This window comes from Spiroplasma endosymbiont of Notiophilus biguttatus, from assembly GCF_964030985.1.
GTDB classification, from domain to species: Bacteria; Bacillota_I; Bacilli_A; order Mycoplasmatales; family VBWQ01; genus Spiroplasma_E; species Spiroplasma_E ixodetis_A.
The window spans coordinates 1,203,008-1,228,878 of sequence record NZ_OZ034993.1 but is presented as its reverse complement, the minus strand read 5'-3'; the positions used below and the strand labels follow the sequence as shown (position 1 = coordinate 1,228,878).

The 25,871-nt window shown below is 22.5% G+C and carries 38 protein-coding genes and 2 pseudogenes; 24 read left to right on the top strand and 16 right to left on the bottom strand.

Annotated elements, in window-relative coordinates; translation table 4 throughout:
* Window positions 1–150 precede the first annotated feature (150 nt).
* Entirely contained in the window at window positions 151–339 is a 189-nt protein-coding gene (locus AAHM85_RS07435) for a hypothetical protein (RefSeq protein ID WP_342261557.1), read from the top strand.
* 3 nt (window positions 340–342) lie between these two features.
* Here AAHM85_RS07435 and AAHM85_RS07430 read toward each other — a convergent pair whose 3' ends face one another.
* Window positions 343–1,221, bottom strand: coding sequence for an IS1595 family transposase (locus AAHM85_RS07430; RefSeq protein WP_342261556.1), 879 nt, complete (start codon window positions 1,219–1,221; stop codon window positions 343–345).
* 219 nt (window positions 1,222–1,440) lie between these two features.
* Between AAHM85_RS07430 and AAHM85_RS07425 the strand changes: the two genes are divergently transcribed.
* Window positions 1,441–1,941, top strand: coding sequence for an IS3 family transposase (locus tag AAHM85_RS07425; protein ID WP_342260865.1), 501 nt, complete (start codon window positions 1,441–1,443; stop codon window positions 1,939–1,941).
* A gap of 25 nt (window positions 1,942–1,966) precedes the next feature.
* On the opposite strand, the gene AAHM85_RS07420 is transcribed toward AAHM85_RS07425, so the two are convergent.
* The 5 genes and pseudogenes from AAHM85_RS07420 to AAHM85_RS07400 form a co-directional block, all read right to left on the bottom strand.
* Window positions 1,967–3,769 carry an ABC transporter ATP-binding protein gene (locus tag AAHM85_RS07420; protein WP_342261555.1) on the bottom strand — a complete coding sequence of 601 codons (1,803 nt, stop codon included), beginning with the start codon at window positions 3,767–3,769 and terminating at the stop codon, window positions 1,967–1,969.
* A gap of 285 nt (window positions 3,770–4,054) precedes the next feature.
* Window positions 4,055–5,152: a nicotinate-nucleotide adenylyltransferase gene (locus tag AAHM85_RS07415; RefSeq protein WP_342261554.1), complete on the bottom strand. Its 1,098-nt coding sequence runs from the start codon at window positions 5,150–5,152 to the stop codon at window positions 4,055–4,057.
* Window positions 5,152–6,051: a deoxyribonuclease IV gene (locus tag AAHM85_RS07410; protein ID WP_342261553.1), complete on the bottom strand. Its 900-nt coding sequence runs from the start codon at window positions 6,049–6,051 to the stop codon at window positions 5,152–5,154. The genes AAHM85_RS07415 and AAHM85_RS07410 overlap by 1 nt, the downstream gene beginning before the upstream one ends.
* Before the next feature lie 19 nt (window positions 6,052–6,070).
* Entirely contained in the window at window positions 6,071–7,432 is a 1,362-nt protein-coding gene (locus AAHM85_RS07405) for a DEAD/DEAH box helicase (protein ID WP_342261552.1), read from the bottom strand.
* 466 nt (window positions 7,433–7,898) lie between these two features.
* Window positions 7,899–8,003: pseudogene (locus AAHM85_RS07400) on the bottom strand (IS5/IS1182 family transposase); the annotation flags it as partial.
* A gap of 349 nt (window positions 8,004–8,352) precedes the next feature.
* On the opposite strand from AAHM85_RS07400, the gene AAHM85_RS07395 reads away from it, so the two are divergent.
* A complete protein-coding gene (locus AAHM85_RS07395; RefSeq protein ID WP_342260595.1) occupies window positions 8,353–8,706 on the top strand; it encodes a transposase in 354 nt (117 codons plus the stop codon).
* Window positions 8,707–8,855: 149 nt separating this feature from the next.
* The gene (locus AAHM85_RS07390; protein ID WP_342261551.1) at window positions 8,856–9,362 is read left to right on the top strand and encodes a hypothetical protein; all 507 of its coding nucleotides are present in this window, start codon (window positions 8,856–8,858) and stop codon (window positions 9,360–9,362) included.
* A 144-nt stretch (window positions 9,363–9,506) separates the two neighbouring features.
* Here AAHM85_RS07390 and AAHM85_RS07385 read toward each other — a convergent pair whose 3' ends face one another.
* Window positions 9,507–10,649 carry an Mbov_0401 family ICE element transposase-like protein gene (locus AAHM85_RS07385; protein ID WP_342261550.1) on the bottom strand — a complete coding sequence of 381 codons (1,143 nt, stop codon included), beginning with the start codon at window positions 10,647–10,649 and terminating at the stop codon, window positions 9,507–9,509.
* 124 nt (window positions 10,650–10,773) lie between these two features.
* Between AAHM85_RS07385 and AAHM85_RS07380 the strand changes: the two genes are divergently transcribed.
* The 6 genes from AAHM85_RS07380 (at window position 10,774) to AAHM85_RS07355 (ending at window position 14,131) form a co-directional block, all read left to right on the top strand.
* A complete protein-coding gene (locus AAHM85_RS07380) occupies window positions 10,774–11,157 on the top strand; it encodes a hypothetical protein (protein ID WP_342261549.1) in 384 nt (127 codons plus the stop codon).
* Between the two features lie 139 nt (window positions 11,158–11,296).
* A complete protein-coding gene (locus AAHM85_RS07375; RefSeq protein WP_342261548.1) occupies window positions 11,297–11,842 on the top strand; it encodes a hypothetical protein in 546 nt (181 codons plus the stop codon).
* Window positions 11,843–11,854: 12 nt separating this feature from the next.
* Entirely contained in the window at window positions 11,855–12,556 is a 702-nt protein-coding gene (locus tag AAHM85_RS07370; RefSeq protein WP_342261547.1) for a hypothetical protein, read from the top strand.
* A 64-nt stretch (window positions 12,557–12,620) separates the two neighbouring features.
* Window positions 12,621–12,968 carry a transposase family protein gene (locus AAHM85_RS07365; protein WP_342260488.1) on the top strand — a complete coding sequence of 116 codons (348 nt, stop codon included), beginning with the start codon at window positions 12,621–12,623 and terminating at the stop codon, window positions 12,966–12,968.
* 4 nt (window positions 12,969–12,972) lie between these two features.
* The gene (locus AAHM85_RS07360; protein WP_342260487.1) at window positions 12,973–13,467 is read left to right on the top strand and encodes a transposase family protein; all 495 of its coding nucleotides are present in this window, start codon (window positions 12,973–12,975) and stop codon (window positions 13,465–13,467) included.
* A gap of 40 nt (window positions 13,468–13,507) precedes the next feature.
* Window positions 13,508–14,131, top strand: coding sequence for a hypothetical protein (locus AAHM85_RS07355; protein WP_342260820.1), 624 nt, complete (start codon window positions 13,508–13,510; stop codon window positions 14,129–14,131).
* On the opposite strand, the gene AAHM85_RS07350 is transcribed toward AAHM85_RS07355, so the two are convergent.
* Both AAHM85_RS07350 and AAHM85_RS07345 read right to left on the bottom strand, forming a co-directional pair.
* Window positions 14,105–14,599, bottom strand: a complete 495-nt coding sequence (locus AAHM85_RS07350) for a transposase family protein (protein WP_342260487.1) — start codon at window positions 14,597–14,599, stop codon at window positions 14,105–14,107. The genes AAHM85_RS07355 and AAHM85_RS07350 overlap by 27 nt on opposite strands.
* Before the next feature lie 4 nt (window positions 14,600–14,603).
* On the bottom strand, window positions 14,604–14,951 hold the full coding sequence (locus AAHM85_RS07345) for a transposase family protein (protein ID WP_342260488.1): 348 nt from the start codon (window positions 14,949–14,951) through the stop codon (window positions 14,604–14,606).
* A gap of 91 nt (window positions 14,952–15,042) precedes the next feature.
* On the opposite strand from AAHM85_RS07345, the gene AAHM85_RS07340 reads away from it, so the two are divergent.
* From AAHM85_RS07340 to AAHM85_RS07320, 5 genes are read left to right on the top strand one after another with little or no spacing between them, the layout of a single operon-like run.
* Window positions 15,043–15,330, top strand: a complete 288-nt coding sequence (locus tag AAHM85_RS07340; RefSeq protein WP_342260819.1) for a hypothetical protein — start codon at window positions 15,043–15,045, stop codon at window positions 15,328–15,330.
* On the top strand, window positions 15,299–16,081 hold the full coding sequence (locus tag AAHM85_RS07335) for a hypothetical protein (RefSeq protein WP_342261546.1): 783 nt from the start codon (window positions 15,299–15,301) through the stop codon (window positions 16,079–16,081). The genes AAHM85_RS07340 and AAHM85_RS07335 overlap by 32 nt, the downstream gene beginning before the upstream one ends.
* The gene (locus tag AAHM85_RS07330) at window positions 16,081–16,983 is read left to right on the top strand and encodes a hypothetical protein (RefSeq protein WP_342261545.1); all 903 of its coding nucleotides are present in this window, start codon (window positions 16,081–16,083) and stop codon (window positions 16,981–16,983) included. The genes AAHM85_RS07335 and AAHM85_RS07330 overlap by 1 nt, the downstream gene beginning before the upstream one ends.
* Window positions 16,984–17,502: a hypothetical protein gene (locus tag AAHM85_RS07325; RefSeq protein ID WP_342260815.1), complete on the top strand. Its 519-nt coding sequence runs from the start codon at window positions 16,984–16,986 to the stop codon at window positions 17,500–17,502.
* Window positions 17,503–17,505: 3 nt separating this feature from the next.
* On the top strand, window positions 17,506–17,664 hold the full coding sequence (locus AAHM85_RS07320; protein WP_342260814.1) for a hypothetical protein: 159 nt from the start codon (window positions 17,506–17,508) through the stop codon (window positions 17,662–17,664).
* On the opposite strand, the gene AAHM85_RS07315 is transcribed toward AAHM85_RS07320, so the two are convergent.
* Both AAHM85_RS07315 and AAHM85_RS07310 read right to left on the bottom strand, forming a co-directional pair.
* Entirely contained in the window at window positions 17,654–18,148 is a 495-nt protein-coding gene (locus AAHM85_RS07315) for a transposase family protein (protein ID WP_342260487.1), read from the bottom strand. The genes AAHM85_RS07320 and AAHM85_RS07315 overlap by 11 nt on opposite strands.
* A 4-nt stretch (window positions 18,149–18,152) precedes the next feature.
* A complete protein-coding gene (locus AAHM85_RS07310) occupies window positions 18,153–18,500 on the bottom strand; it encodes a transposase family protein (RefSeq protein ID WP_342260488.1) in 348 nt (115 codons plus the stop codon).
* Between the two features lie 80 nt (window positions 18,501–18,580).
* On the opposite strand from AAHM85_RS07310, the gene AAHM85_RS07305 reads away from it, so the two are divergent.
* The 3 genes from AAHM85_RS07305 to AAHM85_RS07295 all read left to right on the top strand — a co-directional run bounded on the left by AAHM85_RS07305 (window position 18,581) and on the right by AAHM85_RS07295 (window position 19,366).
* A complete protein-coding gene (locus tag AAHM85_RS07305) occupies window positions 18,581–18,823 on the top strand; it encodes a transposase (RefSeq protein WP_342260813.1) in 243 nt (80 codons plus the stop codon).
* 68 nt (window positions 18,824–18,891) lie between these two features.
* The gene (locus AAHM85_RS07300) at window positions 18,892–19,017 is read left to right on the top strand and encodes a hypothetical protein (RefSeq protein WP_342260812.1); all 126 of its coding nucleotides are present in this window, start codon (window positions 18,892–18,894) and stop codon (window positions 19,015–19,017) included.
* 4 nt (window positions 19,018–19,021) lie between these two features.
* Window positions 19,022–19,366: a hypothetical protein gene (locus AAHM85_RS07295; protein WP_342261544.1), complete on the top strand. Its 345-nt coding sequence runs from the start codon at window positions 19,022–19,024 to the stop codon at window positions 19,364–19,366.
* Here AAHM85_RS07295 and AAHM85_RS07290 read toward each other — a convergent pair.
* Both AAHM85_RS07290 and AAHM85_RS07285 read right to left on the bottom strand, forming a co-directional pair.
* A complete protein-coding gene (locus AAHM85_RS07290) occupies window positions 19,340–19,834 on the bottom strand; it encodes a transposase family protein (RefSeq protein ID WP_342260487.1) in 495 nt (164 codons plus the stop codon). The genes AAHM85_RS07295 and AAHM85_RS07290 overlap by 27 nt on opposite strands.
* Window positions 19,835–19,838: 4 nt before the next feature.
* Window positions 19,839–20,186, bottom strand: coding sequence for a transposase family protein (locus tag AAHM85_RS07285; protein WP_342261543.1), 348 nt, complete (start codon window positions 20,184–20,186; stop codon window positions 19,839–19,841).
* Window positions 20,187–20,296: 110 nt separating this feature from the next.
* Between AAHM85_RS07285 and AAHM85_RS07280 the strand changes: the two genes are divergently transcribed.
* The gene (locus tag AAHM85_RS07280) at window positions 20,297–21,436 is read left to right on the top strand and encodes a hypothetical protein (protein WP_342261405.1); all 1,140 of its coding nucleotides are present in this window, start codon (window positions 20,297–20,299) and stop codon (window positions 21,434–21,436) included.
* Entirely contained in the window at window positions 21,430–21,756 is a 327-nt protein-coding gene (locus AAHM85_RS07275) for a hypothetical protein (RefSeq protein WP_342260810.1), read from the top strand. Before AAHM85_RS07280 ends, AAHM85_RS07275 begins: the two co-directional genes overlap by 7 nt.
* A gap of 29 nt (window positions 21,757–21,785) precedes the next feature.
* On the opposite strand, the gene AAHM85_RS07270 is transcribed toward AAHM85_RS07275, so the two are convergent.
* Both AAHM85_RS07270 and AAHM85_RS07265 read right to left on the bottom strand, forming a co-directional pair.
* Window positions 21,786–22,280: a transposase family protein gene (locus tag AAHM85_RS07270; protein ID WP_342260487.1), complete on the bottom strand. Its 495-nt coding sequence runs from the start codon at window positions 22,278–22,280 to the stop codon at window positions 21,786–21,788.
* 4 nt (window positions 22,281–22,284) lie between these two features.
* On the bottom strand, window positions 22,285–22,632 hold the full coding sequence (locus tag AAHM85_RS07265) for a transposase family protein (protein ID WP_342260488.1): 348 nt from the start codon (window positions 22,630–22,632) through the stop codon (window positions 22,285–22,287).
* A gap of 551 nt (window positions 22,633–23,183) precedes the next feature.
* Between AAHM85_RS07265 and AAHM85_RS07260 the strand changes: the two genes are divergently transcribed.
* The 4 genes and pseudogenes from AAHM85_RS07260 to AAHM85_RS07245 form a co-directional block, all read left to right on the top strand.
* Entirely contained in the window at window positions 23,184–23,531 is a 348-nt protein-coding gene (locus AAHM85_RS07260; RefSeq protein WP_342260488.1) for a transposase family protein, read from the top strand.
* A gap of 4 nt (window positions 23,532–23,535) precedes the next feature.
* Window positions 23,536–24,030, top strand: coding sequence for a transposase family protein (locus AAHM85_RS07255; protein ID WP_342260487.1), 495 nt, complete (start codon window positions 23,536–23,538; stop codon window positions 24,028–24,030).
* Between the two features lie 5 nt (window positions 24,031–24,035).
* Window positions 24,036–24,233 (top strand): transposase family protein, encoded by a 198-nt coding sequence (locus tag AAHM85_RS07250; RefSeq protein WP_342261702.1) that lies wholly within the window; start codon window positions 24,036–24,038, stop codon window positions 24,231–24,233.
* A gap of 86 nt (window positions 24,234–24,319) precedes the next feature.
* A pseudogene (locus tag AAHM85_RS07245) lies at window positions 24,320–24,542 on the top strand (transposase); the annotation flags it as partial.
* A 171-nt stretch (window positions 24,543–24,713) separates the two neighbouring features.
* Here AAHM85_RS07245 and AAHM85_RS07240 read toward each other — a convergent pair.
* Window positions 24,714–25,834, bottom strand: a protein-coding gene (locus AAHM85_RS07240) for an IS3 family transposase (protein WP_425289706.1) whose coding sequence is annotated in 2 segments (ribosomal slippage) — window positions 24,714–25,591 and window positions 25,591–25,834 — 1,122 coding nt in all. Because the reading frame shifts where the segments join, the coding sequence is not laid out codon by codon here.
* Window positions 25,835–25,871 lie beyond the last annotated feature (37 nt).

Sequence of the window (25,871 nt, the reverse complement as noted above, 5' to 3'; positions counted from 1 at the left end):
AAATATAAGTGTTTTTTAATAGTAGAAAAATATAAGCAAAAAGGTCATCAATTAAATAAAATTATTGTTTACATAGCTATTAGCAAAACAGCATACTATTTATGAGTAAAAAAAGGTAAAAAGCAATATCAATCAAAAATTAATGATAATTTGATACAAGCAATAAACAAAATAGTTCTCATTAAAAATGAAAAAAAGTACATTAATATCACTAGTTTTGAAAAAGTAAGATTAGAGTTAAAAATAAAAAATAAAGGTCTTAAATGCAGTAAAACAAGCATAAAACAAATATTAAAAGATAATAATATTAAATTACGGAATTTTACGCTTATTGGTTAACACTTAATTCTTAATAAATAATTTAATTGTGATATTTTTAAATGTGATTTTTTCTTTACGGTTATTATATTTAAAACAAAATTCATTTAAATAAGATTGGAGTCATTTTTTTGAAACTCAATGAAATTGGCCGATAAAACCTCTTTTTAATATTGCTCAAAAACTTTCTATTGTATTTGTATGAATACCATTATAAGAAAAATATTTTTTGTGATTAACTTGTTCATGTGGTAAAATTTTATTCATTTTATAATATCCACGATATTCATCAGTAAAAAGAATAGAATTGTTAATATCAACATTTTCTTTAACTATTTTCATTAAATCTTCAGATTTAATACTTTTATTTTTTGCATGAAATAATTTAACATTACCATTTCGTTCAATAATGCCAACAACACACTCTTTACTAGTTCCTCTACCACGTAATGAGTTATTTTTATTATCAACATCATTATATTTACGCGGTTTTCCACCCACATATGTTTCATCCATCTCTAATATTTTTGCTAATAATTTAATCTCATCATTAGCCATTGCCTTTCTAATTTTATGCATCATTTTTCATACAGTTGCTAAACGTAAATTTAAGTCTCTTGAAGCTTGAGATGATGATAAACTTTTTTTAGCATTAGCCATTAATACTATTAAAATAAATCACTTTTGAAGTGGTACACGTGTATGATGAAAAATAGTTTGAGCAGTTACACTAAAAGACTTATGACATTTTTTGCATTTATAACGCGACTCTTTTAAAACAGAGTTAACTTTTTCACTAAAACAAAAAAGACATTTTGGTTTGTTATTTCATCTTATTTCTTTTAAAAATTTTATACAAGATTCTTGGTTTGGAAATTTATTTATTATGTCTAAAATATTCATTTTCAATCACCTTTAATTAGATTTTATTTTACTAATATCTAATTATAGTTTTCAGAAATAATAATGTATATAAGTTATTGCCAATAAACGTAAAATTCCGTTAAATTATTATTAGAACCTAAATCAACAAATAGAGTAGTAGAAAATAGTGATTTAAAAAATAATAAAGATTTATTAAAACGTAATTTTTCAAGTAATAACTTTCTTGAAAAAGTTGGTATGGATGGCACATGATTTAAAAATATAATTATTGGTGATAAAAAAACAAAATTATTAGTTGTTTTTGCTACTGATATGTACAGTAATTCAATTGTTGGCTGAAAAATAAACAAAAGTGAAAATGCCAAAACTGTGTTAAATGTGGTTAATCAAATAGAATTAGCGAGTGCTAAACAATGTAATTTTACGACTATTCAATCAGATTTAGGTTCTGCTAATACAAGCGAAATTGTTAGTAAAGTTTTTAATACAAGTACTAATCTAATTCATTCAAAAAGTCTATCAGGTTTTAAAGGTAATCAAGTTAGTGAATGTTTAAATCGTTGAATTAAAAGAGATTTTAAAATGATGTTTGGTAGCACTTTTGAAAGTATGGAAAGTTTTAATAAAATATTAGAAAAATTTGTTAGATATTGAAACAATGATAGAATAGTTATTAGATTGAAAATGCCTCCAAATCAATTTGTACAGATTTGAAGACAAGAAAGTAAACTTATCTAACCAATGCCAATACTTTTATTATTCTTTACCCCATAATTCCAGCTTCATATAAATGTTTAAAGTGACCTTCTTTAACTTTTAATTCATCAAAAGTACCAACTTGAACTAAACCTTTTTCTTTTTCTAAAACTAAAATTTTATCAACAGTTTTAATTGTTGATAAACGATGGGCAATAATAATACTAGTACGACCAATCATTAATTTATTAAATTGTGCTTGTATTTCTTTTTCGACAATATTATCTAAGGCACTAGTAGCTTCATCTAAAATTAATAGTTCTGGATTTTTTAAAAAGATACGAGCAATAGCTACTCTTTGTTTTTGACCACCAGATAAGTTAATCCCACGTTCACCTAAAATTGTATTATAACCATTAGGTAATTGTTCAATGTAATCATGTAAGTTAGCTTTACTTGCAGCAATTTTGATTTCTTCTAAAGTTGCTCCTTGCTTAGTATAAATAATGTTTTCAGCAAAGGTACCAAATAAAATTTGTGGATCTTGTTCAATATAGCCAATATGATGTAAGTATTGTGCTAAGTCAATATCACGTAAATCAGTATTATTATTAATTAAAATTCTTCCTTCAGCAGGGTCATAGTAACGTAGTAATAACTTAGAAATAGTAGTTTTTCCGACACCAGTTGCACCAACAATAGCATAACTTTTACCTTTTTCAAAAGTGAAAGAGAACTTATTTAAAATTCAGTCTTCTTTTACATCATAGCGGAAATTAACATTTTCAAAAATAATATCACTAGTAATTTGTTTTACTGGTAAGGCTTTTTCTTTATTAACTATTTTTGGTTTAATATTAAGAATTTCATTAACTCTTAAAATTGAAGTTGATGTTTTAGCTCAATTACCCAAGAATTGAATACTTTGAATAACTGGGAAAATTAAAGTGTTGACTGCTAATAAAAAAGCAATTAGTGTTGGAACACTAATGATGTGTTTACTTACAAACATGAAACCAGCAACTAAACCAACAATGTTAATTCCTGTTAGTAATGTAATTAGTAATGCTCTAGTAAAACTTTCAAAAGTAATAGTTTTTTTTGCTGCTTGGTAATATTTAAGATGTTCATTAGAAAATCTTTTATTTTCACTTTTTTCTGTAGCATTACTTTTAATTAAAGTAATAGTATTTAGTCGATCAGTAATATCAGCATTAACTTCAGTGTAAACTTTTCTTCATTTATAGTTTAGATAACGAATAATTTGAACATTTAATACTGATATTATTAAAATTGATAAAACAATACCTAAAACAATTAATGATAATTGTCAATTTAAAGAAAAAATAACATAAATTGAACCAAAAAAGGTCACAATTGAACTAAGCATAGTTAAAGGAATAAATTGCATATTTTCACCAATAACACTAGTATCGCTAATTAGTTTTGTTAAAGTGTCACCAATTTTTCGGTCTTCATAATATGACATATCTAAATCTAGTAAATGTTTTAAAACTTTATTTCGATATTCAATTTCAACTTTAACACCAATGATGCTTCCTGTTAAATTACGAAAGTACATAAATAATCCTGATGCAATTTGTAAACTAATTAAAATATAAGCTAAAGTAGTAATTTTTTCTCATTGAAAACCATCGGGGGTAGCTAAAAAATTATTAGTAATTTTAGGAATAATTACTGAAATTATCGAAGAAGCAATAGTGGTTAATATTGCAATTAGATAAAGTAGTGGATATTTTTTAAAGTATTTAATAACTGCGCTTAAAAAACCACTTTTTTTTATTTTTAATTCGTTATAATCAGTCACGTTTTTTTTTATTTTTGATTTTGTTTTATTTTTTTTGGACATAATATTTGATCTCCTTATTAATAATTTATTTTTATTGTTATAGTGGTAAACCTAATTCTTTTAATGGAATATAATTAAAAAAATAACGGTAATTACTATCTATTATATAATTTAAAGTATCTTTATATTCTGTTTTTTTAAATCAATCATTTAATAAATATCAGTATTTAATTTCGCAATCATTACTGAACAAATACATCTTCTGTTTTAAGTTATACTTCCCTTTTCTTTAATATTATATATTAAATAATTAATAAATAAGTATTTTACTATAGATACTATTTGTTAATTTTTATTACTTCACGTTTCATATATTGTTAAAAACTTATTATTTAATGGTTTTTTTTGTTCTAGTAAATGCTTTTTTAAAATTTCTAGATAGTATTTAAAAGCAATAGTTAAATCTTGAAAGGCAAGTTTTCTTAATTCTTCAACATAATAATGGTTACGTTCAATTGATATTTTATCTGCTAATAATACTATTAATTCTAAAGGTTTCATTTCAATTGCACCAGTAGTATGTTTAGCAATTGCATGAAGAACTAAATCATTATGGTACTGATAATGATTTTTTAAATATAATGCTGCTACATAACCATGTCAAACTGGAAATGGTTCTTGTAAAATTTCTTTATTATATTTTGTTAAATATTTAGTCATTTTATTTTTACTTCATTGTTTGCAAAGGTCATGATAAGTTGCTGCAATTAGTGCTTTATTAGCATCTTCGTTATAATGGAGTGCTAATTTAGCAGCCATTTTACCAACATTAATACAATGTTCAGTTCTATTGTTATCCAAATTTGCTTTTAAACGTTCATAACTATATATTAAATGATTATTAATATAATCATTAATTTTAATATCAAGTTGATTAATAATTTCACCATTTCTAATTTTGGCAGAACTAATATCACTACTTGGTCGAACTACTAAATTTTGACATTTGTATTTTGACATTAGTTCTATTGTTTTACGATAATGAGGGCGATTAACAACAATAATTTTAACTAAATTAATTAACTGTTCAATTCCTTGTCATTTATTTAAGGTATATAAATTATCAGAACCGATAATAAAAAAGAATTTGTGATTTGGATAGTTTTCAATAAAGTAGTTAATAGTATTAATAGTATAACTAGGTTGCTTACTTGTTAGTTCATAATCATTTAATTTTATTCAAGAATAGTTTTTAATAACTAAATTAATCATATCTACTCTTTGTTGATCGCTGGCACTGACACTATCTTTTAAGGGGTTTTGTTTAGTTGGTAAAATTCAAACTTCATCAAGTGAAAGTTTATGATATGCTGTATTTGCAATGTTTAAATGTTGATTATGAAATGGATCAAAAGTTCCACCAAAAATGCCAATTCTTTTCATTATTTACTAGTTCCTAATGATTCTAAAATTTCTTTATTATATTTTTTTGTTCTTATCATTTTAATTTCATGTAAATAAGGTGGATGACTGTTAATTGATGGCGTTTCTAAAATTTTTATTTTAGTAAGCAATAATGGATGATAAATAATGTTAATTAAAGTTTGAAAACCAAGGTAACCCATTCCTAAGTTAGCATGACGATCTTTATGAACATTGATTGGGTTTTTAGAATCATTAACATGAATAACTAATAATTTATCTAATCCAATAAGTTGATCAAATTGTTGTATTACTTGTTCTAAATTATTATTAAGATCATAACCAGCATCAGATAAATGACAAGTATCTCAACAAACACCAATTAGTTCAGGTCTTTTTACATTATTAATAATATATTGAAGTTGTTCAAAAGTAGTTCCTACTTCACTACCTTTTCCTGACATTGTTTCTAAAGCAATTTTTACAGTTTGTTCTTCTAAACATGCAGCATTTAGTCCTTTAACAATTTGATCTAAAGCAGTTTGTGGTAAAGCACCAACAGCGCTACCTGGATGTAAAACCAAAGTTTTAATGCCAATATCTTGACAGCGAATTATTTCTTGTTGTAAGAAATCTACTGCTAATTGGTAAGTACTTTTGTTAATACTATTAGCCAGATTAATAATGTAAGGAGCATGAACAATAAGATTATTAATATCAATATTTTTTTCAATTAGTTTTTCTGTAAATTCTTTAATAAATAATGCTTTGGTTGGTTTACGAATTGTATTTTGTGGAGCACCTGTATAAAACATAAACGTATTGGCATTATAACTTAGAGCTTCTTCAAGAGCACCTAATAAATATTTTGGTGCTTTCATTGAAACATGAGATCCAATAATTAATTTGTCATTTTCCATCTTGCTTCCTCTTTCATTATTAATTTTTTTCATCAAAAAGTTTTTTTCTTCTTGCAATTGCTTGTGTTTTTTTAATTTTCTTAATTGATGCTTTAATGTGTTGTTTTCTTGTTTCTTTTTTTATTGCTTCTAAATCTTTATTAAATTTTTTCTTATAACCAGGAGTTACATTTTTATTTTTTTTAAAGCGATTAATAACATATTGCTCTTCTTTATTTCTTTCTATTTTTCGTTTATGAGGAACGATGTTGTCATTAGTAATTTCTGGTAGTAACTTATTATCTTTAATTTTATAGTATTCTATTGGAACATTTAAATTTTTTAACTTATGAATAGTAGAATTATCACTCTTATCATAAAATACATAAGAAATACCTGAATAGTTAGCTCGTCCTGTTCGCCCTGCTCGATGGAAATAATATTCTAGATTATTTGTTGGTAGTTGTAAAGAGATAACATGAGATACACCTTCAATATCAATACCACGTGCTGCGATATCTGAACAAACAACATATTGATATTCAAAATTTTTAATACGTTTAAAAGTTTGAGAACGTTCTCGTGCTGGTAATCCACCATGTAAGATTGCTACTTTTTTATTTTCTTCAATTAAGACGTTTGCAATTTCTTCAATATTTTCTTTATTATTAACAAAAATTAAACATAAATAAGGATCAAACATTGCTAATAATGACTGTAGTTGTTTTTTACTATTTTGATGATGACGATTAATAAAAATATGTTGAATTTTTTGAGATTTATTATCAATACTAATTGTAGTAGCGTTAGTAATATATTTTTTTAATCAAGTAACTAGTTGGGGCAATATTGTTGCTGAAAAAGTCATAATTTGAGTATTTTTATTCATTTTAGTAATTAAAAAATCTAAATCTTCCATGAATCCCATATCAAATAACATATCACATTCATCAATAACTAAAGTGTTAGTAGTAGTAATTGCTAACATATTAAGTTCATATAAACGTTTTAATCTAGTTGGAGTGCCAATTACAATTTGTGGTTGATTATTACTTAAATTATTACTTTGACGAATAATATCTTTGCCGCCCACTAAACAAGCAATGCTAATATTTTGATCTTTGATTAAAGCTTTTAAAAAATTGAACGTTTGTTGAGCAAGTTCACGAGTAGGTGTAATAATAACAGCTTGTGTTACTTTTAAAGTAATATTACAATTATTTAAAATTGGAATTAAATAAGTATGAGTTTTACCACTACCAGTAGCACTTTTAATAATTAAGTTTTTATTAGTTAATGCTAAAGGAATGATTTCGGTTTGGACTGGTGTTGGATTAATTAGTTTTTCTTTTTTTAAATTATCAATTAGTCATGGTTGTAAATTAAATTGTTGAAATGACATACGTTCACCTTTTTCTTTAATGCAATATTAATATTTTATCTTATTTTTACTAAGTTCTTTAAAAAATAAGATAAAAAACTTTATTAAAATTAATAATAATTACTATTTTAATGTTTAAGATAGTTAATTTTCAAAAATAAAAAAATACATCAGTAATTTATACAACTAATTGTTTATCTAAATTTCTATTCTAATAAAAGTAAAATGTCAATAGATTATTTTTAATCATGTAAAATTAACTTAGAAAAAAATGGAAAATGGGCGGTTGTCAAAGGGCGCATCACTTTAACCCTTAGATTCATAATTGGATAAAAAAGAACGATATAACTATCGTTCTTTTTTTGTTAAAAGATTAAAACTTCATAAAATTGTCGTAGAAGTCTAATAGTGAGTACTTTATGTAAATACTTCTATATCAGGATAAAAGAGCATTTAATGTTAAGCAAGTTAAAATTTTAGAACCTGTTTAGAATCTTTTTAATAAAATTGAAATAAAGGAAAGAACAACCATTTGTAAACTAGTATTTAATTTTCTTTCACAATTTTTTCATAATCTTCTACATTTTCTAATCAGCAAAACGGCATCAGTCACTTAAGTTTACCAATTAATATTTTCAATCTGTAATATAATAGACTTACTGCATAACTAGTTAACTATTCAAATTTTATTTTAATAATAACAAAAAAATAAAAAGTTAACTAGTTATGCAGTAAGTCTTATTAATAAAACTCGTAGAAAAATTGAACATGTTTTTGCATTTTTAAAATGTTTTAAGATTATTGGTTATAAATTTAGAAAAGCCAGAAAACGAATATTTTTAAGATTTAATTTAATTACAGGATTTTATAATTTATCATTAAAACTTAAAAACGTTATGCAGTAAGTCTAATTAAAAATAATTAATACAGAAGGAGAAATTATGAATTATAAAGTTTATTCAAAAGAAACAAAATTAGCCGTTGTTAATGAGTATTTAGTTGATAAAAAACTAAAAATACATGAAATTCAAGTCAAATATAAATTATCAACTCCAGTATTAATTTATAATTGGGTTAACCAATATCAAATTAAAGGTGAAAATGCATTCACCAAAATTTCTAAATCCCAAACTTCTCACAGGATCGATAAGAAAGATATTGAAATTAAACTATTAAACAAAGAAATTGATAAACTTAGAAAACAAGCTTTAAAAGATGAGGTTGAAAAAGAACTTTTAAAGGAGCAATTAGCCTGTGAAAAGAAATTAACAAGGGGAAAAATAGTAAATTATTAAAATATAAGTGTTTTTTAATAGTAGAAAAATATAAGCAAAAAGGTCATCAATTAAATAAAATTATTGTTTACATAGCTATTAGCAAAACAGCATACTATTTATGAGTAAAAAAAGGTAAAAAGCAATATCAATCAAAAATTAATGATAATTTGATACAAGCAATAAACAAAATAGTTCTCATTAAAAATGAAAAAAAGTACATTAATATCACTAGTTTTGAAAAAGTAAGATTAGAGTTAAAAATAAAAAATAAAGGTCTTAAATGCAGTAAAACAAGCATAAAACAAATATTAAAAGATAATAATATTAAATTATTATTAGAACCTAAATCAACAAATAGAGTAGTAGAAAATAGTGATTTAAAAAATAATAAAGATTTATTAAAACGTAATTTTTCAAGTAATAACTTTCTTAAAAAAGTTGGTATGGATGGCACATGATTTAAAAATATAATTATTGGTGATAAAAAAACAAAATTATTAGTTGTTTTTGCTACTGATATGTACAGTAATTCAATTGTTGGCTGAAAAATAAACAAAAGTGAAAATGCCAAAACTGTGTTAAATGTGGTTAATCAAATAGAATTAGCGAGTGCTAAACAATGTAATTTTAGGGTGAGTAAAGTTAATAGTTATAATTTAATTTTCTTTAAATAAAAGACAACTTTAAATTATTAATTGTTGGTTTTATTATATACCTTTTTATAGATATAATCAAGTATTTTAGAATATTATTTTAAAATTATCTAAACTAAAAATTCCTAACTATTTAGGTTTAAGATTTATTAAGTTTTTAAAATATTAAAGTAAAAGATTTAATTTATTAATTATTGCTGAATTAATAATAAGCATATTATCAAGTACTTTATCATTATAAATTTTAGCACCATATCCTTTTAAAGATTTAACTAAATGTGATACATCACTTTCAGCACAAACTCCTTGATTTCAATTTTCTTTTTGATTTATAACACCCTCTTTATTATTTTTAAAATATTTATATACTTCTTCATTAATATTATTTTCTTTTAAAAAATCTAATAATTGATAATATTCACCATTAACAAATAAATCATATGCATTTGTTAATTTTTTATTATCTACTTTTCTATTAAAAATAAATCCTTTTTTAAGTGCTTTAAATGCATGATGTCTATCAATTACATAAGGAATATTTTCTTTTTTAGCAGTAGTTTTAATTCAAGGTGCACCATCACCAATAAATACTAAACTACTTTTAGTATAAATATATTGTAAATCAAGAAATTCATAAATTTTATCAATTAATTCTTGTCTTTTAATTCTTTGACCATTTTTAGTTTTCATATAAGTAATTTTTTTATCTTTTAAAACATTTCTACTTTTAGTAGATTTTTCTAAATCTTTACCTTTATTTGCACTAATTGTACGAATACGATTTTTTTGTTTTTTATTTTCAAATAATGAAGATATAAAACAATCATCCATATTTACAAATAATTTTTCATTTGGTAAAACTACTTTTTTCTCTTTTATTTCTTCAATTCCTATTACTGCATTTTTCATTACATTAGTCATATATGTTTTAGAAAAATTACTATTTTTTATTATATCTTGTACATCAGATTGTCTTTTACCATTACCTGAATTTTTTATTATTGTATGTTCTAAACTTGTAAGTGTTCTTTTTCTTTTTTTAATTTTTATATAATTATCTAAAGGATAATAATATTTATTAGTTTCTAATATTAAATAACCTCTACGATAAAAATTATTTATTTTACCATATTGAGTATTTGGATTTCTTTTTGCAGTTTTAACATATTTATATTTAGTTTTATCATATATATTTTGATATCAAAAATCATCATATGCTTTTAATAGATTTGTAAAATAATTTAAACCATTATTTTTAATTTGATTATCAAGTTCATCATAATTAAGTTCATTATTAAGAAAATTCATAATATTATTTCCTTTCTTAATTTATAATTTTCATTATAGTAATTTTAGAAAAAAAGTTTGGAAATATGATAATTGTAAAATGATATAATTAAATATATATATGTTTTAAAATAAGGTGATTAATATGCTAGCAAAAAGAAAAGAATTAGGAAATTATAAAGAAAAAATAAATGAATATTTTAGAGATAATAAAAATGTTCCAACTAGAATGACAAAAACTGGTTTAAATTTAGCATTAGGAATTGATAGAAAATATATATTTGATTGCCGACGCTACCAGACAAAATGACAACAAAAATTTTTAAAAGATTATGATAAAGCATGTCAAAAAATTGCTAATTATTTATTAAGAAGTACTATGCAAGACCCAAAGTATCAATGAGAATATTTAAGAAAATGTCATCCAGAAGAATTTGATGATTTACAAGAAAATTATCAAGATAATACCACTAAAAATAATATAATTATTAATATTTGTGAACCTAGAAAAATAGAAAATAATGATTAGAAACCTATAGTAAATATAGGTTTTTTTCTTTATTTTAAACGTTAAAAATGATATAATTATAATAAGCAATTATGTTATTTATTAACATAAGTTACAAGGGATTATCAAAAAAGCGATTATTAAACAAGGGAGTATTTTTATGTCTAATTTTGAAGTTAAAGAAAAAAAAGAAACTTATACTTTTGAAGAATTACAAGAAACTTTAAAACAACAAAGAAATGTTGTATATGCTCAAGCAAAAGATGAATTTCTTAAAAAAGAATTAGAACCTAAATTAAGTGAATATGAAACTAAAATAAAAGACTATGAAAATAAAATTAATAGTTTTGAAGAGCAACAATTATTTTCAAATATTAAAGATACTAAAAAAGTAAATTTAATTAAAAATTTAATGAGTACTGATAATTATAAATCTTTATCTAAACAAGAAGCATTTAATAAAATAAATGAAGATTATAAAGAATTTCTTATTGATAAAACAGAACCTATTAAACAAGAAAATAAATTTAATTCAAATAATTTTAATCCTAAAACTCTTTTAGATTTACATACAAATAGTATTAATCCAGAAGAATTAGAAAGAAAATTAAATGAAAAAGCAAAAACTACAGGTATTACTGATGTTAATGAATTAGAAAAACTTGTAAATTTAGCAAGAGGAAATGCACTTCAATCTATTAAATAGAAAGAGGATAAAATGGCAATTCCACAAATACCTAAAGCATTTATTATTGGTGGTAATTCTCCTACTGAAAATGCTGTTTTAAGTGTACTTGAAGCACAAGTTCGTGGTGAATTAACTGCTGAATTAAGTACTTTATTTATGAGAAATACTGTTACTGCTGACCAAATAGCAAATATTAGTGGTGTAGCAATGGCAATTTATAGAGCAACTGTTCGTGTATTATGAGGTTCTACATGAGATGAATTTACTGGTACTAAAAGACAAAAAGGAATAGTTAAAACAACAACATTAATTATTGATAAAGAATTAACAATTGATTTTAATATTCCAGAATTTGATATTGAAAGATTTATGACTTCACCAGCAAATATAGCAACACAAATTGTTTCAAATTGAACAAGTTCATTTATGAGAAATTTAAGAGAAAATTTTGAATTAATATTTTTACAAGGTACAAAAGATTATGCAATTGCTAAATCATTAGTATTACCTTTAAATTTAAATAATATGACTAAAGAACAAGCATTAAATGCTTATTATACAATTGGAGAAAAAAATAATAAATTAATTAAAAAAGTAGATGATATTACAGTTGGTATTAATAAAGTAGATTTAACTGGTGCTTGTGGTATTGATAGTAGTTTTAATCTTGCAAAAGCATTTACATTATTAAATTATGGTCAAATTGCAGCTAATACTAGACTTACTGCATAACTAGTTAACTTTTTATTTTTTTGTTATTATTAAAATAAAATTTGAATAGTTAAGGATAAACTTTATGACATATTTTGAATTAAAAGATAAATCTGATCAATATTTTCGTAAAATAGTGGGTATTAATAAACTCGTTTTTAACGAAATTTTAAATATTTTATTAGAACATCAAAAACTCAAAACTACTATTGGTGGAAGGCCATATAAAATGTCAATAGAAGATCGACTAGTAATGAGTTTAAGATATTTATATGAAAATCGTACATATCATAGTATTGGTGCTGAGTATGGTATGGTTGATACTACTGCTTTACGAAATATTCGTTCAATTGAAGATATTTTAATAAAGAATAATAAGTTTAATAATTTAACAAATAAAAATATTTTTTTAAAAAGAAGAATTAAAAAATAAAATTTTGATAATTGATGTAACAGAGGTAGAAACAGAACGACCAAAATATAACCAAAAAGATTGATTTTCTGGTAAAAAATGAATGCATACTGTTAAGTTTCAAACCGTAATTAATGCAAATACTAATGAAATTTTAAATATTTTTTCTGATATTGGTAAAAATCATGATTTTAAAACTTTTAAGAATTCAAAGTTAAAGTTTTTACCAGAAACTATAATTCTTGCAGATAAAGGTTATCAAGGTTTACAAAAAATTCATGCTAATACATTTTTACCCATTAAAATTAGCAAAAATAATCCTAAAACAAATAAAACCAAAATCTTTAATAAGATTATTAATAAAACTCGTAGAAAAATTGAACATGTTTTTGCATTTTTAAAATGTTTTAAGATTATTGGTTATAAATTTAGAAAAGCCAGAAAACGAATATTTTTAAGATTTAATTTAATTGCAGGATTTTATAATTTATCATTAAAACTTAAAAACGTTATGCAGTAAGTCTACTTTAGCAACTGGTAAAAGATATACAAATCAAATTATGGGAATGGAATTTTATGAAAGTTTTTATTTAGAACAAGATTTTATTCATGATACTGTTTCTGGTATGCATTTAGAAAAAGATTATAAATTATTAAATTTATTTGGAGTAGTTTATAACAGATATATGTGAGGTATGCCTATTTCATTTACAAAAGTAAGAAATAAATTAGATAATGCTACAGATAATATTCGTATTATTGGTAAAGTATTATATTCATTACCAGCAGCAATAAGACCTAATTTAATGTATATAATTCAAGAAAAAATGCCAACAGTAGATGAAATTAAAGAAGCAAGAGCAAAAAATTATAAAGTTGATGCAACTAATATTAATGCAACATATCAATCAACTGATTATGATAATATGAATATTTTAGATTTACAAGATGTTATTTATTATAAAAATTTAGGAAAAATTACTATGGCAGGAACCACTCCTACTAATGATGAATTAGAAACTGTAATAGTAAATATTGGTAATAATGGTTATGAAAAAGGTAAAGTAACATTTAGTAATATTACATCAACAAGTGCTACTATTTCTGGTAATAATAAAGATTATTATGGAACAGTAAAATTAGAATTTACTAAAGACTTACTGCATAACGTTTTTAAGTTTTAATGATAAATTATAAAATCCTGCAATTAAATTAAATCTTAAAAATATTCGTTTTCTGGCTTTTCTAAATTTATAACCAATAATCTTAAAACATTTTAAAAATGCAAAAACATGTTCAATTTTTCTACGAGTTTTATTAATAATCTTATTAAAGATTTTGGTTTTATTTGTTTTAGGATTATTTTTGCTAATTTTAATGGGTAAAAATGTATTAGCATGAATTTTTTGTAAACCTTGATAACCTTTATCTGCAAGAATTATAGTTTCTGGTAAAAACTTTAACTTTGAATTCTTAAAAGTTTTAAAATCATGATTTTTACCAATATCAGAAAAAATATTTAAAATTTCATTAGTATTTGCATTAATTACGGTTTGAAACTTAACAGTATGCATTCATTTTTTACCAGAAAATCAATCTTTTTGGTTATATTTTGGTCGTTCTGTTTCTACCTCTGTTACATCAATTATCAAAATTTTATTTTTTAATTCTTCTTTTTAAAAAAATATTTTTATTTGTTAAATTATTAAACTTATTATTCTTTATTAAAATATCTTCAATTGAACGAATATTTCGTAAAGCAGTAGTATCAACCATACCATACTCAGCACCAATACTATGATATGTACGATTTTCATATAAATATCTTAAACTCATTACTAGTCGATCTTCTATTGACATTTTATATGGCCTTCCACCAATAGTAGTTTTGAGTTTTTGATGTTCTAATAAAATATTTAAAATTTCGTTAAAAACGAGTTTATTAATACCCACTATTTTACGAAAATATTGATCAGATTTATCTTTTAATTCAAAATATGTCATAAAGTTTATCCTTAACTATTCAAATTTTATTTTAATAATAACAAAAAAATAAAAAGTTAACTAGTTATGCAGTAAGTCTTAAAAAATAATTATGGAATTTATATATAAATATTTTAATGAAAAAGCACATATTACTATTTATTCTGCTAAACCAGAAGATTTAACCACAAGTAATGATATTAGAGCAATTTTATTAGATGAATATCCTAAATTAAGAAATGATTATTTTATAGTAAGTGATGTACATGATAGTTATGCTATATGTGTTGGAGATAATATTCATTGTGAAGGTAAAGTAATTATTAAAATAGAAAAACAAACTAATTTATTAAAAGGAGTAAATGAAAATGCCAAATGACATCACTATACAATCAAATAATTATACTTTATTAAAAGTAATTCGTTCTTCAATAAGTCCATTATTAGCAATGATTGGTACAAGTGCATATTATGGTCAAGTAATTGCAAATCCAGTATTAGGTTCAATTAATAGTTTATTATTTGGTAAAAAATTAGGTTTAGATATATGAAATTTAAATCAAAGACCAAATACTAAAACTAAATTAATTAATAGTTCTAAAAAAATCTTATTAGGTTTAGGAACAATTGGATTATCAAATTATGCTAAATTTACTAATTCTTCAATTAATCCAAATCCTAATCCATTTCCAGATTTATTATTAAAAAATAATAAATTAATGGATTGAGATACATATATTAGTTTAAATGCTTATGGTATTTCAAATCTTATTAATGGAATTCTAGAATTAATTCCTAATAGATTTGAAACTATACGTAAAATAGCAAATATGGCTACTGGTGGTTGTTTAATAAGTAGTGGTGTTGCTATGGGTATTAATAATAATTTTAATAATTATTTTGCTATTCCTACAATTATTGCCGGTGCAAGTGAAATAATCCATAATTTATTACCTATGGAAACTACAAATCATGTAGAAGAAATGCAAGAAACACCATTTAATAATGAAACTGCAAGATTAATTAATAATAATAGATTTACTATTAATAGTGAAACAACTAGTCAATATGGTAGTGATAATATGAGTGAAGTACCATTAAATTATGATAATGCTTCATTAAATTGAGATTATAATCACATGAGCTTATAATGTTACTTTTAATTATTAGAATTATCTATTCTGCATTAGAAACTAATGATATTAGAACTGCAATTATTAGTTTATTAAAGTTATATAGTAAAAATCAAAGTTTAAAATCAGTTTTAGATAGTGAAAATGTTAGTGAAGAAGAAATTAACCAACCATATTCAACTTTTAATCCAAATATTATTAAAAAACTTATTTCAATTTTAAAACCTAGTGAATTAACGGAATTAAAATCACAATTAGATAAATTAGTATTTAAACCTATAAAAAAAGTTAATAATTTGTTTAAAGAAGATAAAAAAGATATTAATAGTAATGATATAGAAAAAGATAATAAAGATGATAAAGGTTGAGTAATATTATCAAGTTCATGATTTAAAAAAGGTTTATTTTATAAATCAAATAAATTATTAAAAGTTGGAATATTACAAGGTTTATTTCAAAGTGATACATCTAAAAATAAACGTTGATATGGTGTATATACTTATCCAAATGTACCAGAAGAAACTTGAAATTTAATGAAAGTTCAAAAAGGTAAAAATGGTAATGGTGCTGGAACAATATTTTGAAGATATTTTTTAAGAGGGTTTTTACCAAGTCAAATACGTTTATATGTAAAGAAACAACTTAAAGAACAGAAAGGTATTAGTAAAGGTAAACAACGTTATAACGTTATTAAATCAACTAATATTAATGTTTTAAAAACAACTGCATTTATTAATAGATTAGAACGTGGATTTTTTAAACTTAAAGATTTTAAAACTTTGCCAAAAACTGAATTAGGTAGTAGAGCATGAAGAGTAGAAAGAAAAGAATATTTAACTTTTCATAAAACTAATAATTTAAATAAAAATATTGGTATTTCAATTTATAAAAATAAAAGTAAATATAAAACATGAAAGTAGGTGGTAATTATTATTGAATTAGATAAACCAATTAAACCAATTGGTATATGAAATACTATTAATCCATTAAGTAAAGATAATAAAGAATATAAAAGATTAAATAAGATTTGATTTAATAAAAATAGTACTCATATTGATAAAATTAAAATTTTAATATCAAATATTTTAAAAATAACTAGTCATAGTCTTGGTATGTTAATAACATTATTTTTTACAATAACACCTTGATTAATACCTAAAATACCAATATCAATGGGAATAGGAAATTATACTAATGAATATAATTTTACTTGACCTGACCATTTAATATTAACTTTATTTCCTATGTTTGGTCATATTAGTTTAAATATTATTACTAAATTAGGTAATTATGGAAAATTAATTAAATATATATTAATAACAATACCAATTATTATTACAAGTCCATATTTAATATATCAATATAAAAATATTAAAAAACATAAAAAAGAATGTCATTTATGTAAACAACATTCAAATAAAATACAATTGGAGGAATAAAAAATGAATTTTTCAATAGAATTAATATCAGCAGTAATAGGAGGAGCAGTTGCTAGTGGAATATGTATTACTTTAGCATTTCTATTATTTGGTAAATCAATTAAAAAATCAAAACAATCTAATTTAGCAAAAGAATTAAAACATAATAGACTTACTGCATAACGTTTTTAAGTTTTAATGATAAATTATAAAATCCTGCAATTAAATTAAATCTTAAAAATATTCGTTTTCTGGCTTTTCTAAATTTATAACCAATAATCTTAAAACATTTTAAAAATGCAAAAACATGTTCAATTTTTCTACGAGTTTTATTAATAATCTTATTAAAGATTTTGGTTTTATTTGTTTTAGGATTATTTTTGCTAATTTTAATGGGTAAAAATGTATTAGCATGAATTTTTTGTAAACCTTGATAACCTTTATCTGCAAGAATTATAGTTTCTGGTAAAAACTTTAACTTTGAATTCTTAAAAGTTTTAAAATCATGATTTTTACCAATATCAGAAAAAATATTTAAAATTTCATTAGTATTTGCATTAATTACGGTTTGAAACTTAACAGTATGCATTCATTTTTTACCAGAAAATCAATCTTTTTGGTTATATTTTGGTCGTTCTGTTTCTACCTCTGTTACATCAATTATCAAAATTTTATTTTTTAATTCTTCTTTTTAAAAAAATATTTTTATTTGTTAAATTATTAAACTTATTATTCTTTATTAAAATATCTTCAATTGAACGAATATTTCGTAAAGCAGTAGTATCAACCATACCATACTCAGCACCAATACTATGATATGTACGATTTTCATATAAATATCTTAAACTCATTACTAGTCGATCTTCTATTGACATTTTATATGGCCTTCCACCAATAGTAGTTTTGAGTTTTTGATGTTCTAATAAAATATTTAAAATTTCGTTAAAAACGAGTTTATTAATACCCACTATTTTACGAAAATATTGATCAGATTTATCTTTTAATTCAAAATATGTCATAAAGTTTATCCTTAACTATTCAAATTTTATTTTAATAATAACAAAAAAATAAAAAGTTAACTAGTTATGCAGTAAGTCTAATGAATAAAATTTTACCATATGAACAAGTTAATCACAAAAAATATTTTTCTTATAATGGTATTCATACAAATACAATAGAAAGTTTTTGAGCAATATTAAAAAGAGGTTTTATCGGCCAATTTCATTGAGTTTCAAAAAAATGACTCCAATCTTATTTAAATGAATTTTGTTTTAAATATAATAACCGTAAAGAAAAAATCACATTTAAAAATATCATAATTAAATTATTTATTAAGAATTAAGTGTTAACCAATAAGCGTAAAATTCCGAAGAATTTTTATATGGTGAGTTAAATACTGAGGTTCAAACTTTGGATTGAGATAATATTAATGGTAGAATAATGCTTTCTTTACAAATGCAGAATGATACAATTGCTATTATTAGTGACCCTACAAGATATGGTCAACTTTTAAAATTAGAAGAATTACAGGAATAATATTATGAATAAAGAATTTACTTATTTACATGCAATTAGTTATTGATTATTAAATAAAAATGATTTTACTCATAGTGAATATAATTTAAGTGGAAGTAGATATTCAAGTAAAACATATAGTATTGCAGAAGAATTAGCAATATTACTTGCAATATCAATTAAAGTTAATAAATCAATTGCTATCTATTGTTTTAGAAAATTAAATAAAGATATTAATGATTTAGTTAAAGAAATATATAATGCTTTAATAACAATTCATTTTAATGATTATAAAGATTTTACTTTAAAATATCCAAATAAACAAGCAGATTTTAGATTAGACTTACTGCATAACGTTTTTAAGTTTTAATGATAAATTATAAAATCCTGCAATTAAATTAAATCTTAAAAATATTCGTTTTCTGGCTTTTCTAAATTTATAACCAATAATCTTAAAACATTTTAAAAATGCAAAAACATGTTCAATTTTTCTACGAGTTTTATTAATAATCTTATTAAAGATTTTGGTTTTATTTGTTTTAGGATTATTTTTGCTAATTTTAATGGGTAAAAATGTATTAGCATGAATTTTTTGTAAACCTTGATAACCTTTATCTGCAAGAATTATAGTTTCTGGTAAAAACTTTAACTTTGAATTCTTAAAAGTTTTAAAATCATGATTTTTACCAATATCAGAAAAAATATTTAAAATTTCATTAGTATTTGCATTAATTACGGTTTGAAACTTAACAGTATGCATTCATTTTTTACCAGAAAATCAATCTTTTTGGTTATATTTTGGTCGTTCTGTTTCTACCTCTGTTACATCAATTATCAAAATTTTATTTTTTAATTCTTCTTTTTAAAAAAATATTTTTATTTGTTAAATTATTAAACTTATTATTCTTTATTAAAATATCTTCAATTGAACGAATATTTCGTAAAGCAGTAGTATCAACCATACCATACTCAGCACCAATACTATGATATGTACGATTTTCATATAAATATCTTAAACTCATTACTAGTCGATCTTCTATTGACATTTTATATGGCCTTTCACCAATAGTAGTTTTGAGTTTTTGATGTTCTAATAAAATATTTAAAATTTCGTTAAAAACGAGTTTATTAATACCCACTATTTTACGAAAATATTGATCAGATTTATCTTTTAATTCAAAATATGTCATAAAGTTTATCCTTAACTATTCAAATTTTATTTTAATAATAACAAAAAAATAAAAAGTTAACTAGTTATGCAGTAAGTCTATTTAAAGGTAGTAAATCATTTATTAGAGTTATGGGTGTATATAGTAATTCAAATGATAGAATACCTTTAAAAGGGCTTTCTAGAAGTGAAATTAAAGGTTTTGATTTAGCAATTGAATGATGTGAAGAAGCAAATGAATTTAGTCAACAAGAATTTCAAGCAATTACATTTGCATTAGGTAATGCTAAAAAAAGAATTAAAATAAAAAGTTGTAATCCAGATAATATTTATCAATATTTTATTGAATATATGAATAAAATAGTACCTTTTAATTTAGAAATTATGAAAGAAAATAATGAACAAATTAAATCAGTATTTGATAATAATATATTTAAATTATTTCATTATTCAAATTGAAAAGTAAATTCTCATAATTTAACATTAGATATGATTAATGATTTAGAAGAATTAAAAGTATTAGACCCTATTAAAGCACAAAGTTGATATTATGGGGTACCTAGTATTCTTACTGGTGCTATATTTGCAAGATATTTAGATAAAGTAGGTACTAAATTAGATTTTCAAGTACAAAGATTAACTGGTGGATTAGATATTGGTATGGCAACAAGTAGTAGTGGTCATCCAACTGCTGCTTCATTATGATTTATTGGTGAAAATGAAAACGGAAGAAGAGCACATAAAGAAAGTGAATTTTATCATAGTAATGTTACTATGCAATATAAAGATACTGATACATTAGCAAATGATATTATTAATTATTATTTAAATGAAAGTAAACGTTATATAGCAATGTTATTTGGTTTTATTTGTTATGTTGATTATGGTAATGGTGGATTAGTATTTATTGATGTTTTAAAAAGTTGAGTTAAAAAACGTAATATAACATGATTAAAATTTATAGCAGTAGATAAATCAATTTTATATTTAAATGATAGAATTGATTTTACAACAATTTGTATGCTTAAAAATATTATTAGTTTTAATTGAGAAAAATGTTCAGAAACTAAAAGACAATATAGTTTAATGCAATGATTAGATAAAAAGAAATTAGATAGTAATAATAATACTCCTAAAATGTTAGATTTACATGATGATACTTGAGATAGTGATATGTATGCTTTAATGCATGAAATGAAATGATTAATTAATGGTATTAATAATAAATTATTAATTAATAAAAATAAATTTAATGGTGATGAATTATGATAAATACAATGGAATATTTAAGTTGTGATAAATCAAATTGATATATTGATATACCTATGATTATTGCTCAAAAATCAACTAAATTATGATTAGGTAAAGGTTTTTTATTTAATTCAAGTAAAAAAGAAATATTAGATTATTTAAATGAAATGAATTTAAAAGATAAATGATTAGAAAAATTTTATAAATTTGGTTTACAAAATAGTTTAATGGGTAAAGTATTTATTATGATTATAGTTAATGAAGATAATAGTAAATCACTTAAAATATTACCTAATAGTTTTTGTGGTAGAGTTGCTAAATATAATAGACTTACTGCATAACGTTTTTAAGTTTTAATGATAAATTAGACTTACTGCATAACGTTTTTAAGTTTTAATGATAAATTATAAAATCCTGCAATTAAATTAAATCTTAAAAATATTCGTTTTCTGGCTTTTCTAAATTTATAACCAATAATCTTAAAACATTTTAAAAATGCAAAAACATGTTCAATTTTTCTACGAGTTTTATTAATAATCTTATTAAAGATTTTGGTTTTATTTGTTTTAGGATTATTTTTGCTAATTTTAATGGGTAAAAATGTATTAGCATGAATTTTTTGTAAACCTTGATAACCTTTATCTGCAAGAATTATAGTTTCTGGTAAAAACTTTAACTTTGAATTCTTAAAAGTTTTAAAATCATGATTTTTACCAATATCAGAAAAAATATTTAAAATTTCATTAGTATTTGCATTAATTACGGTTTGAAACTTAACAGTATGCATTCATTTTTTACCAGAAAATCAATCTTTTTGGTTATATTTTGGTCGTTCTGTTTCTACCTCTGTTACATCAATTATCAAAATTTTATTTTTTAATTCTTCTTTTTAAAAAAATATTTTTATTTGTTAAATTATTAAACTTATTATTCTTTATTAAAATATCTTCAATTGAACGAATATTTCGTAAAGCAGTAGTATCAACCATACCATACTCAGCACCAATACTATGATATGTACGATTTTCATATAAATATCTTAAACTCATTACTAGTCGATCTTCTATTGACATTTTATATGGCCTTCCACCAATAGTAGTTTTGAGTTTTTGATGTTCTAATAAAATATTTAAAATTTCGTTAAAAACGAGTTTATTAATACCCACTATTTTACGAAAATATTGATCAGATTTATCTTTTAATTCAAAATATGTCATAAAGTTTATCCTTAACTATTCAAATTTTATTTTAATAATAACAAAAAAATAAAAAGTTAACTAGTTATGCAGTAAGTCTAATGAACAAGAACAATCAGCAGAATTTTATTTTATTAATGAACAAGCAGATAGTGCAACTTTAACTTGAGTAACAATTCAAAATGGAAAAGTTAAATATGAAACATATAAAGATAATAATAAAGATATTATTTTAGGTTCTACAAAAACAAAATTAAAACCAAATATTACTCCATTAAAAACTTATGAAATTAAAAATCCATTTAATTATATACCAATTTTTGAAATAACTAATTTACCAATTATTAATTTATATGGTAATGCTACAACTTTAAATGCTTATCCAGATTGTACACCAGTATGAGATTTAATTTGAGATTTAAATCGTGTAATTAGACAAAAAAGATTAGAAAGAGAATTAAATGTTACTACTTTATTTGCAGCATTAGATAATAGACTTACTGCATAACTAGTTAACTTTTTATTTTTTTGTTATTATTAAAATAAAATTTGAATAGTTAAGGATAAACTTTATGACATATTTTGAATTAAAAGATAAATCTGATCAATATTTTCGTAAAATAGTGGGTATTAATAAACTCGTTTTTAACGAAATTTTAAATATTTTATTAGAACATCAAAAACTCAAAACTACTATTGGTGGAAGGCCATATAAAATGTCAATAGAAGATCGACTAGTAATGAGTTTAAGATATTTATATGAAAATCGTACATATCATAGTATTGGTGCTGAGTATGGTATGGTTGATACTACTGCTTTACGAAATATTCGTTCAATTGAAGATATTTTAATAAAGAATAATAAGTTTAATAATTTAACAAATAAAAATATTTTTTTAAAAAGAAGAATTAAAAAATAAAATTTTGATAATTGATGTAACAGAGGTAGAAACAGAACGACCAAAATATAACCAAAAAGATTGATTTTCTGGTAAAAAATGAATGCATACTGTTAAGTTTCAAACCGTAATTAATGCAAATACTAATGAAATTTTAAATATTTTTTCTGATATTGGTAAAAATCATGATTTTAAAACTTTTAAGAATTCAAAGTTAAAGTTTTTACCAGAAACTATAATTCTTGCAGATAAAGGTTATCAAGGTTTACAAAAAATTCATGCTAATACATTTTTACCCATTAAAATTAGCAAAAATAATCCTAAAACAAATAAAACCAAAATCTTTAATAAGATTATTAATAAAACTCGTAGAAAAATTGAACATGTTTTTGCATTTTTAAAATGTTTTAAGATTATTGGTTATAAATTTAGAAAAGCCAGAAAACGAATATTTTTAAGATTTAATTTAATTGCAGGATTTTATAATTTATCATTAAAACTTAAAAACGTTATGCAGTAAGTCTAATAGAAGATCGACTAGTAATGAGTTTAAGATATTTATATGAAAATCGTACATATCATAGTATTGGTGCTGAGTATGGTATGGTTGATACTACTGCTTTACGAAATATTCGTTCAATTGAAGATATTTTAATAAAGAATAATAAGTTTAATAATTTAACAAATAAAAATATTTTTTTAAAAAGAAGAATTAAAAAATAAAATTTTGATAATTGATGTAAGAACCTGTTTAGAATCTTTTAGAGAATAAGGTAAAATTACTATATATTTTAAAATAAGAGGTATATATGCATAAAAATTATCCAAGTCATGTCACTAAAGAACAATTTGAGAACATAAGATTAATTTTAGAAAATGTCAAAAAGAAAACAAAACCAAGAAATTTAGATTTATATGAAGTATTTTGTGCAGTTTTATATGTATTAAAAAGTGGTTGTCAATGAAGAATGTTACCAAAAAATTTTCTAAAATGACAAACTCTATATTATTATTTTCAAATTTGAAGTAAAAATAATGGTAAAGAACCTAGCATATGACAATTAATTTTTTGAAAAATTAGTTAGAAAAGTTCGTATCAATAATCATCGAAAAGAAAAAACCAGTTTTTGTATAATTGATTCACAAAGTGTTAAAAATACAGATACTACTAAAAACAAAGTGAAATGGCAACCCTTTTTAGGACTATTTTTTGGTAGACATTTTTTCTTGATATTTAATGGGAGTTAAGTAGTTTAAAGTGCTGTGGATTCTTATATTGTTATATCAATTGATATAATCAAATAATTCTAATTTTAACTGTATTAATGATGTAAATTTTTTGTCATTAATAAATTCAGTCTTGAAAGTTTTAAAAGTTGCTTCAGCAACAGCATTGTCATAAGGACAACCTTTTTTACTTAAAGAGCGGGTAATATTGAATGCTAATAAAAGTTTGTTAATAATTTTATTATTAAATTCGTTACCTCGATCGCTATGAAATATTTGCATATCTTTTAAACAGCGATTTGATTGCATAAATGCTTGATATACCAATGATGCATCTTTTTTAGTACCTACACTATGTCCAACAATTTCGCGGTTAAATAGGTCTATTAATAAGCAAATATAGTTTCATTTACCATTAACTTCAACATAACTAAGATCACTGACAATCACCTCATTTTTAATTCTATTATTAAAGTTTCTATTAACAATATTAGTGATTTGTTCATTATTTACTTTATTACGATGATTTTTAAATGATAATTTAGTGTATTTTGACATTAAATTATGTTTATCCATAATTTTTTTAATTTTTCTTCTTGATAAATAAATTTCTTGTTTTTCTAGTATGACTTTTAATCTTCTTGTTCCATAAACACATTTGTTTTCTTTAAAAGCACTAATAACAGCTTGATCATAAATATTATTTTTGATTTTATCTTCTTTTTTCTTTAAATTAAAATAATATGTTGATTTAGAAATTTTTAAAAAACGACACATTGGGCGAATCTTATATTTTCATTTATTATTTGCAATAATCTCTACTTTCTGCCTATTATTAGTGCTGCTTGCTTTAAAATATCATTTTCCATTCGTAATTGTTTTAATTCTTTATTCATTTGAATTAATTGTTTTTCTAAATCAGAAAGATTATCTTTAGTTTTAAAACTTCCCGAATTAGTAAATTGCTTAATTCATTTATATGCAACTGCTCTTGTAACATTGTACTCTTTAACAAGACAAGATACTGATTTGCCACTTTGATATAAAGCTACTATTTGTTTTTTAAATTCATCTGTATATGAAGTAATATTGGCCATAATTATATTTCCTTTCTTTTAACAAATATTGTTATTT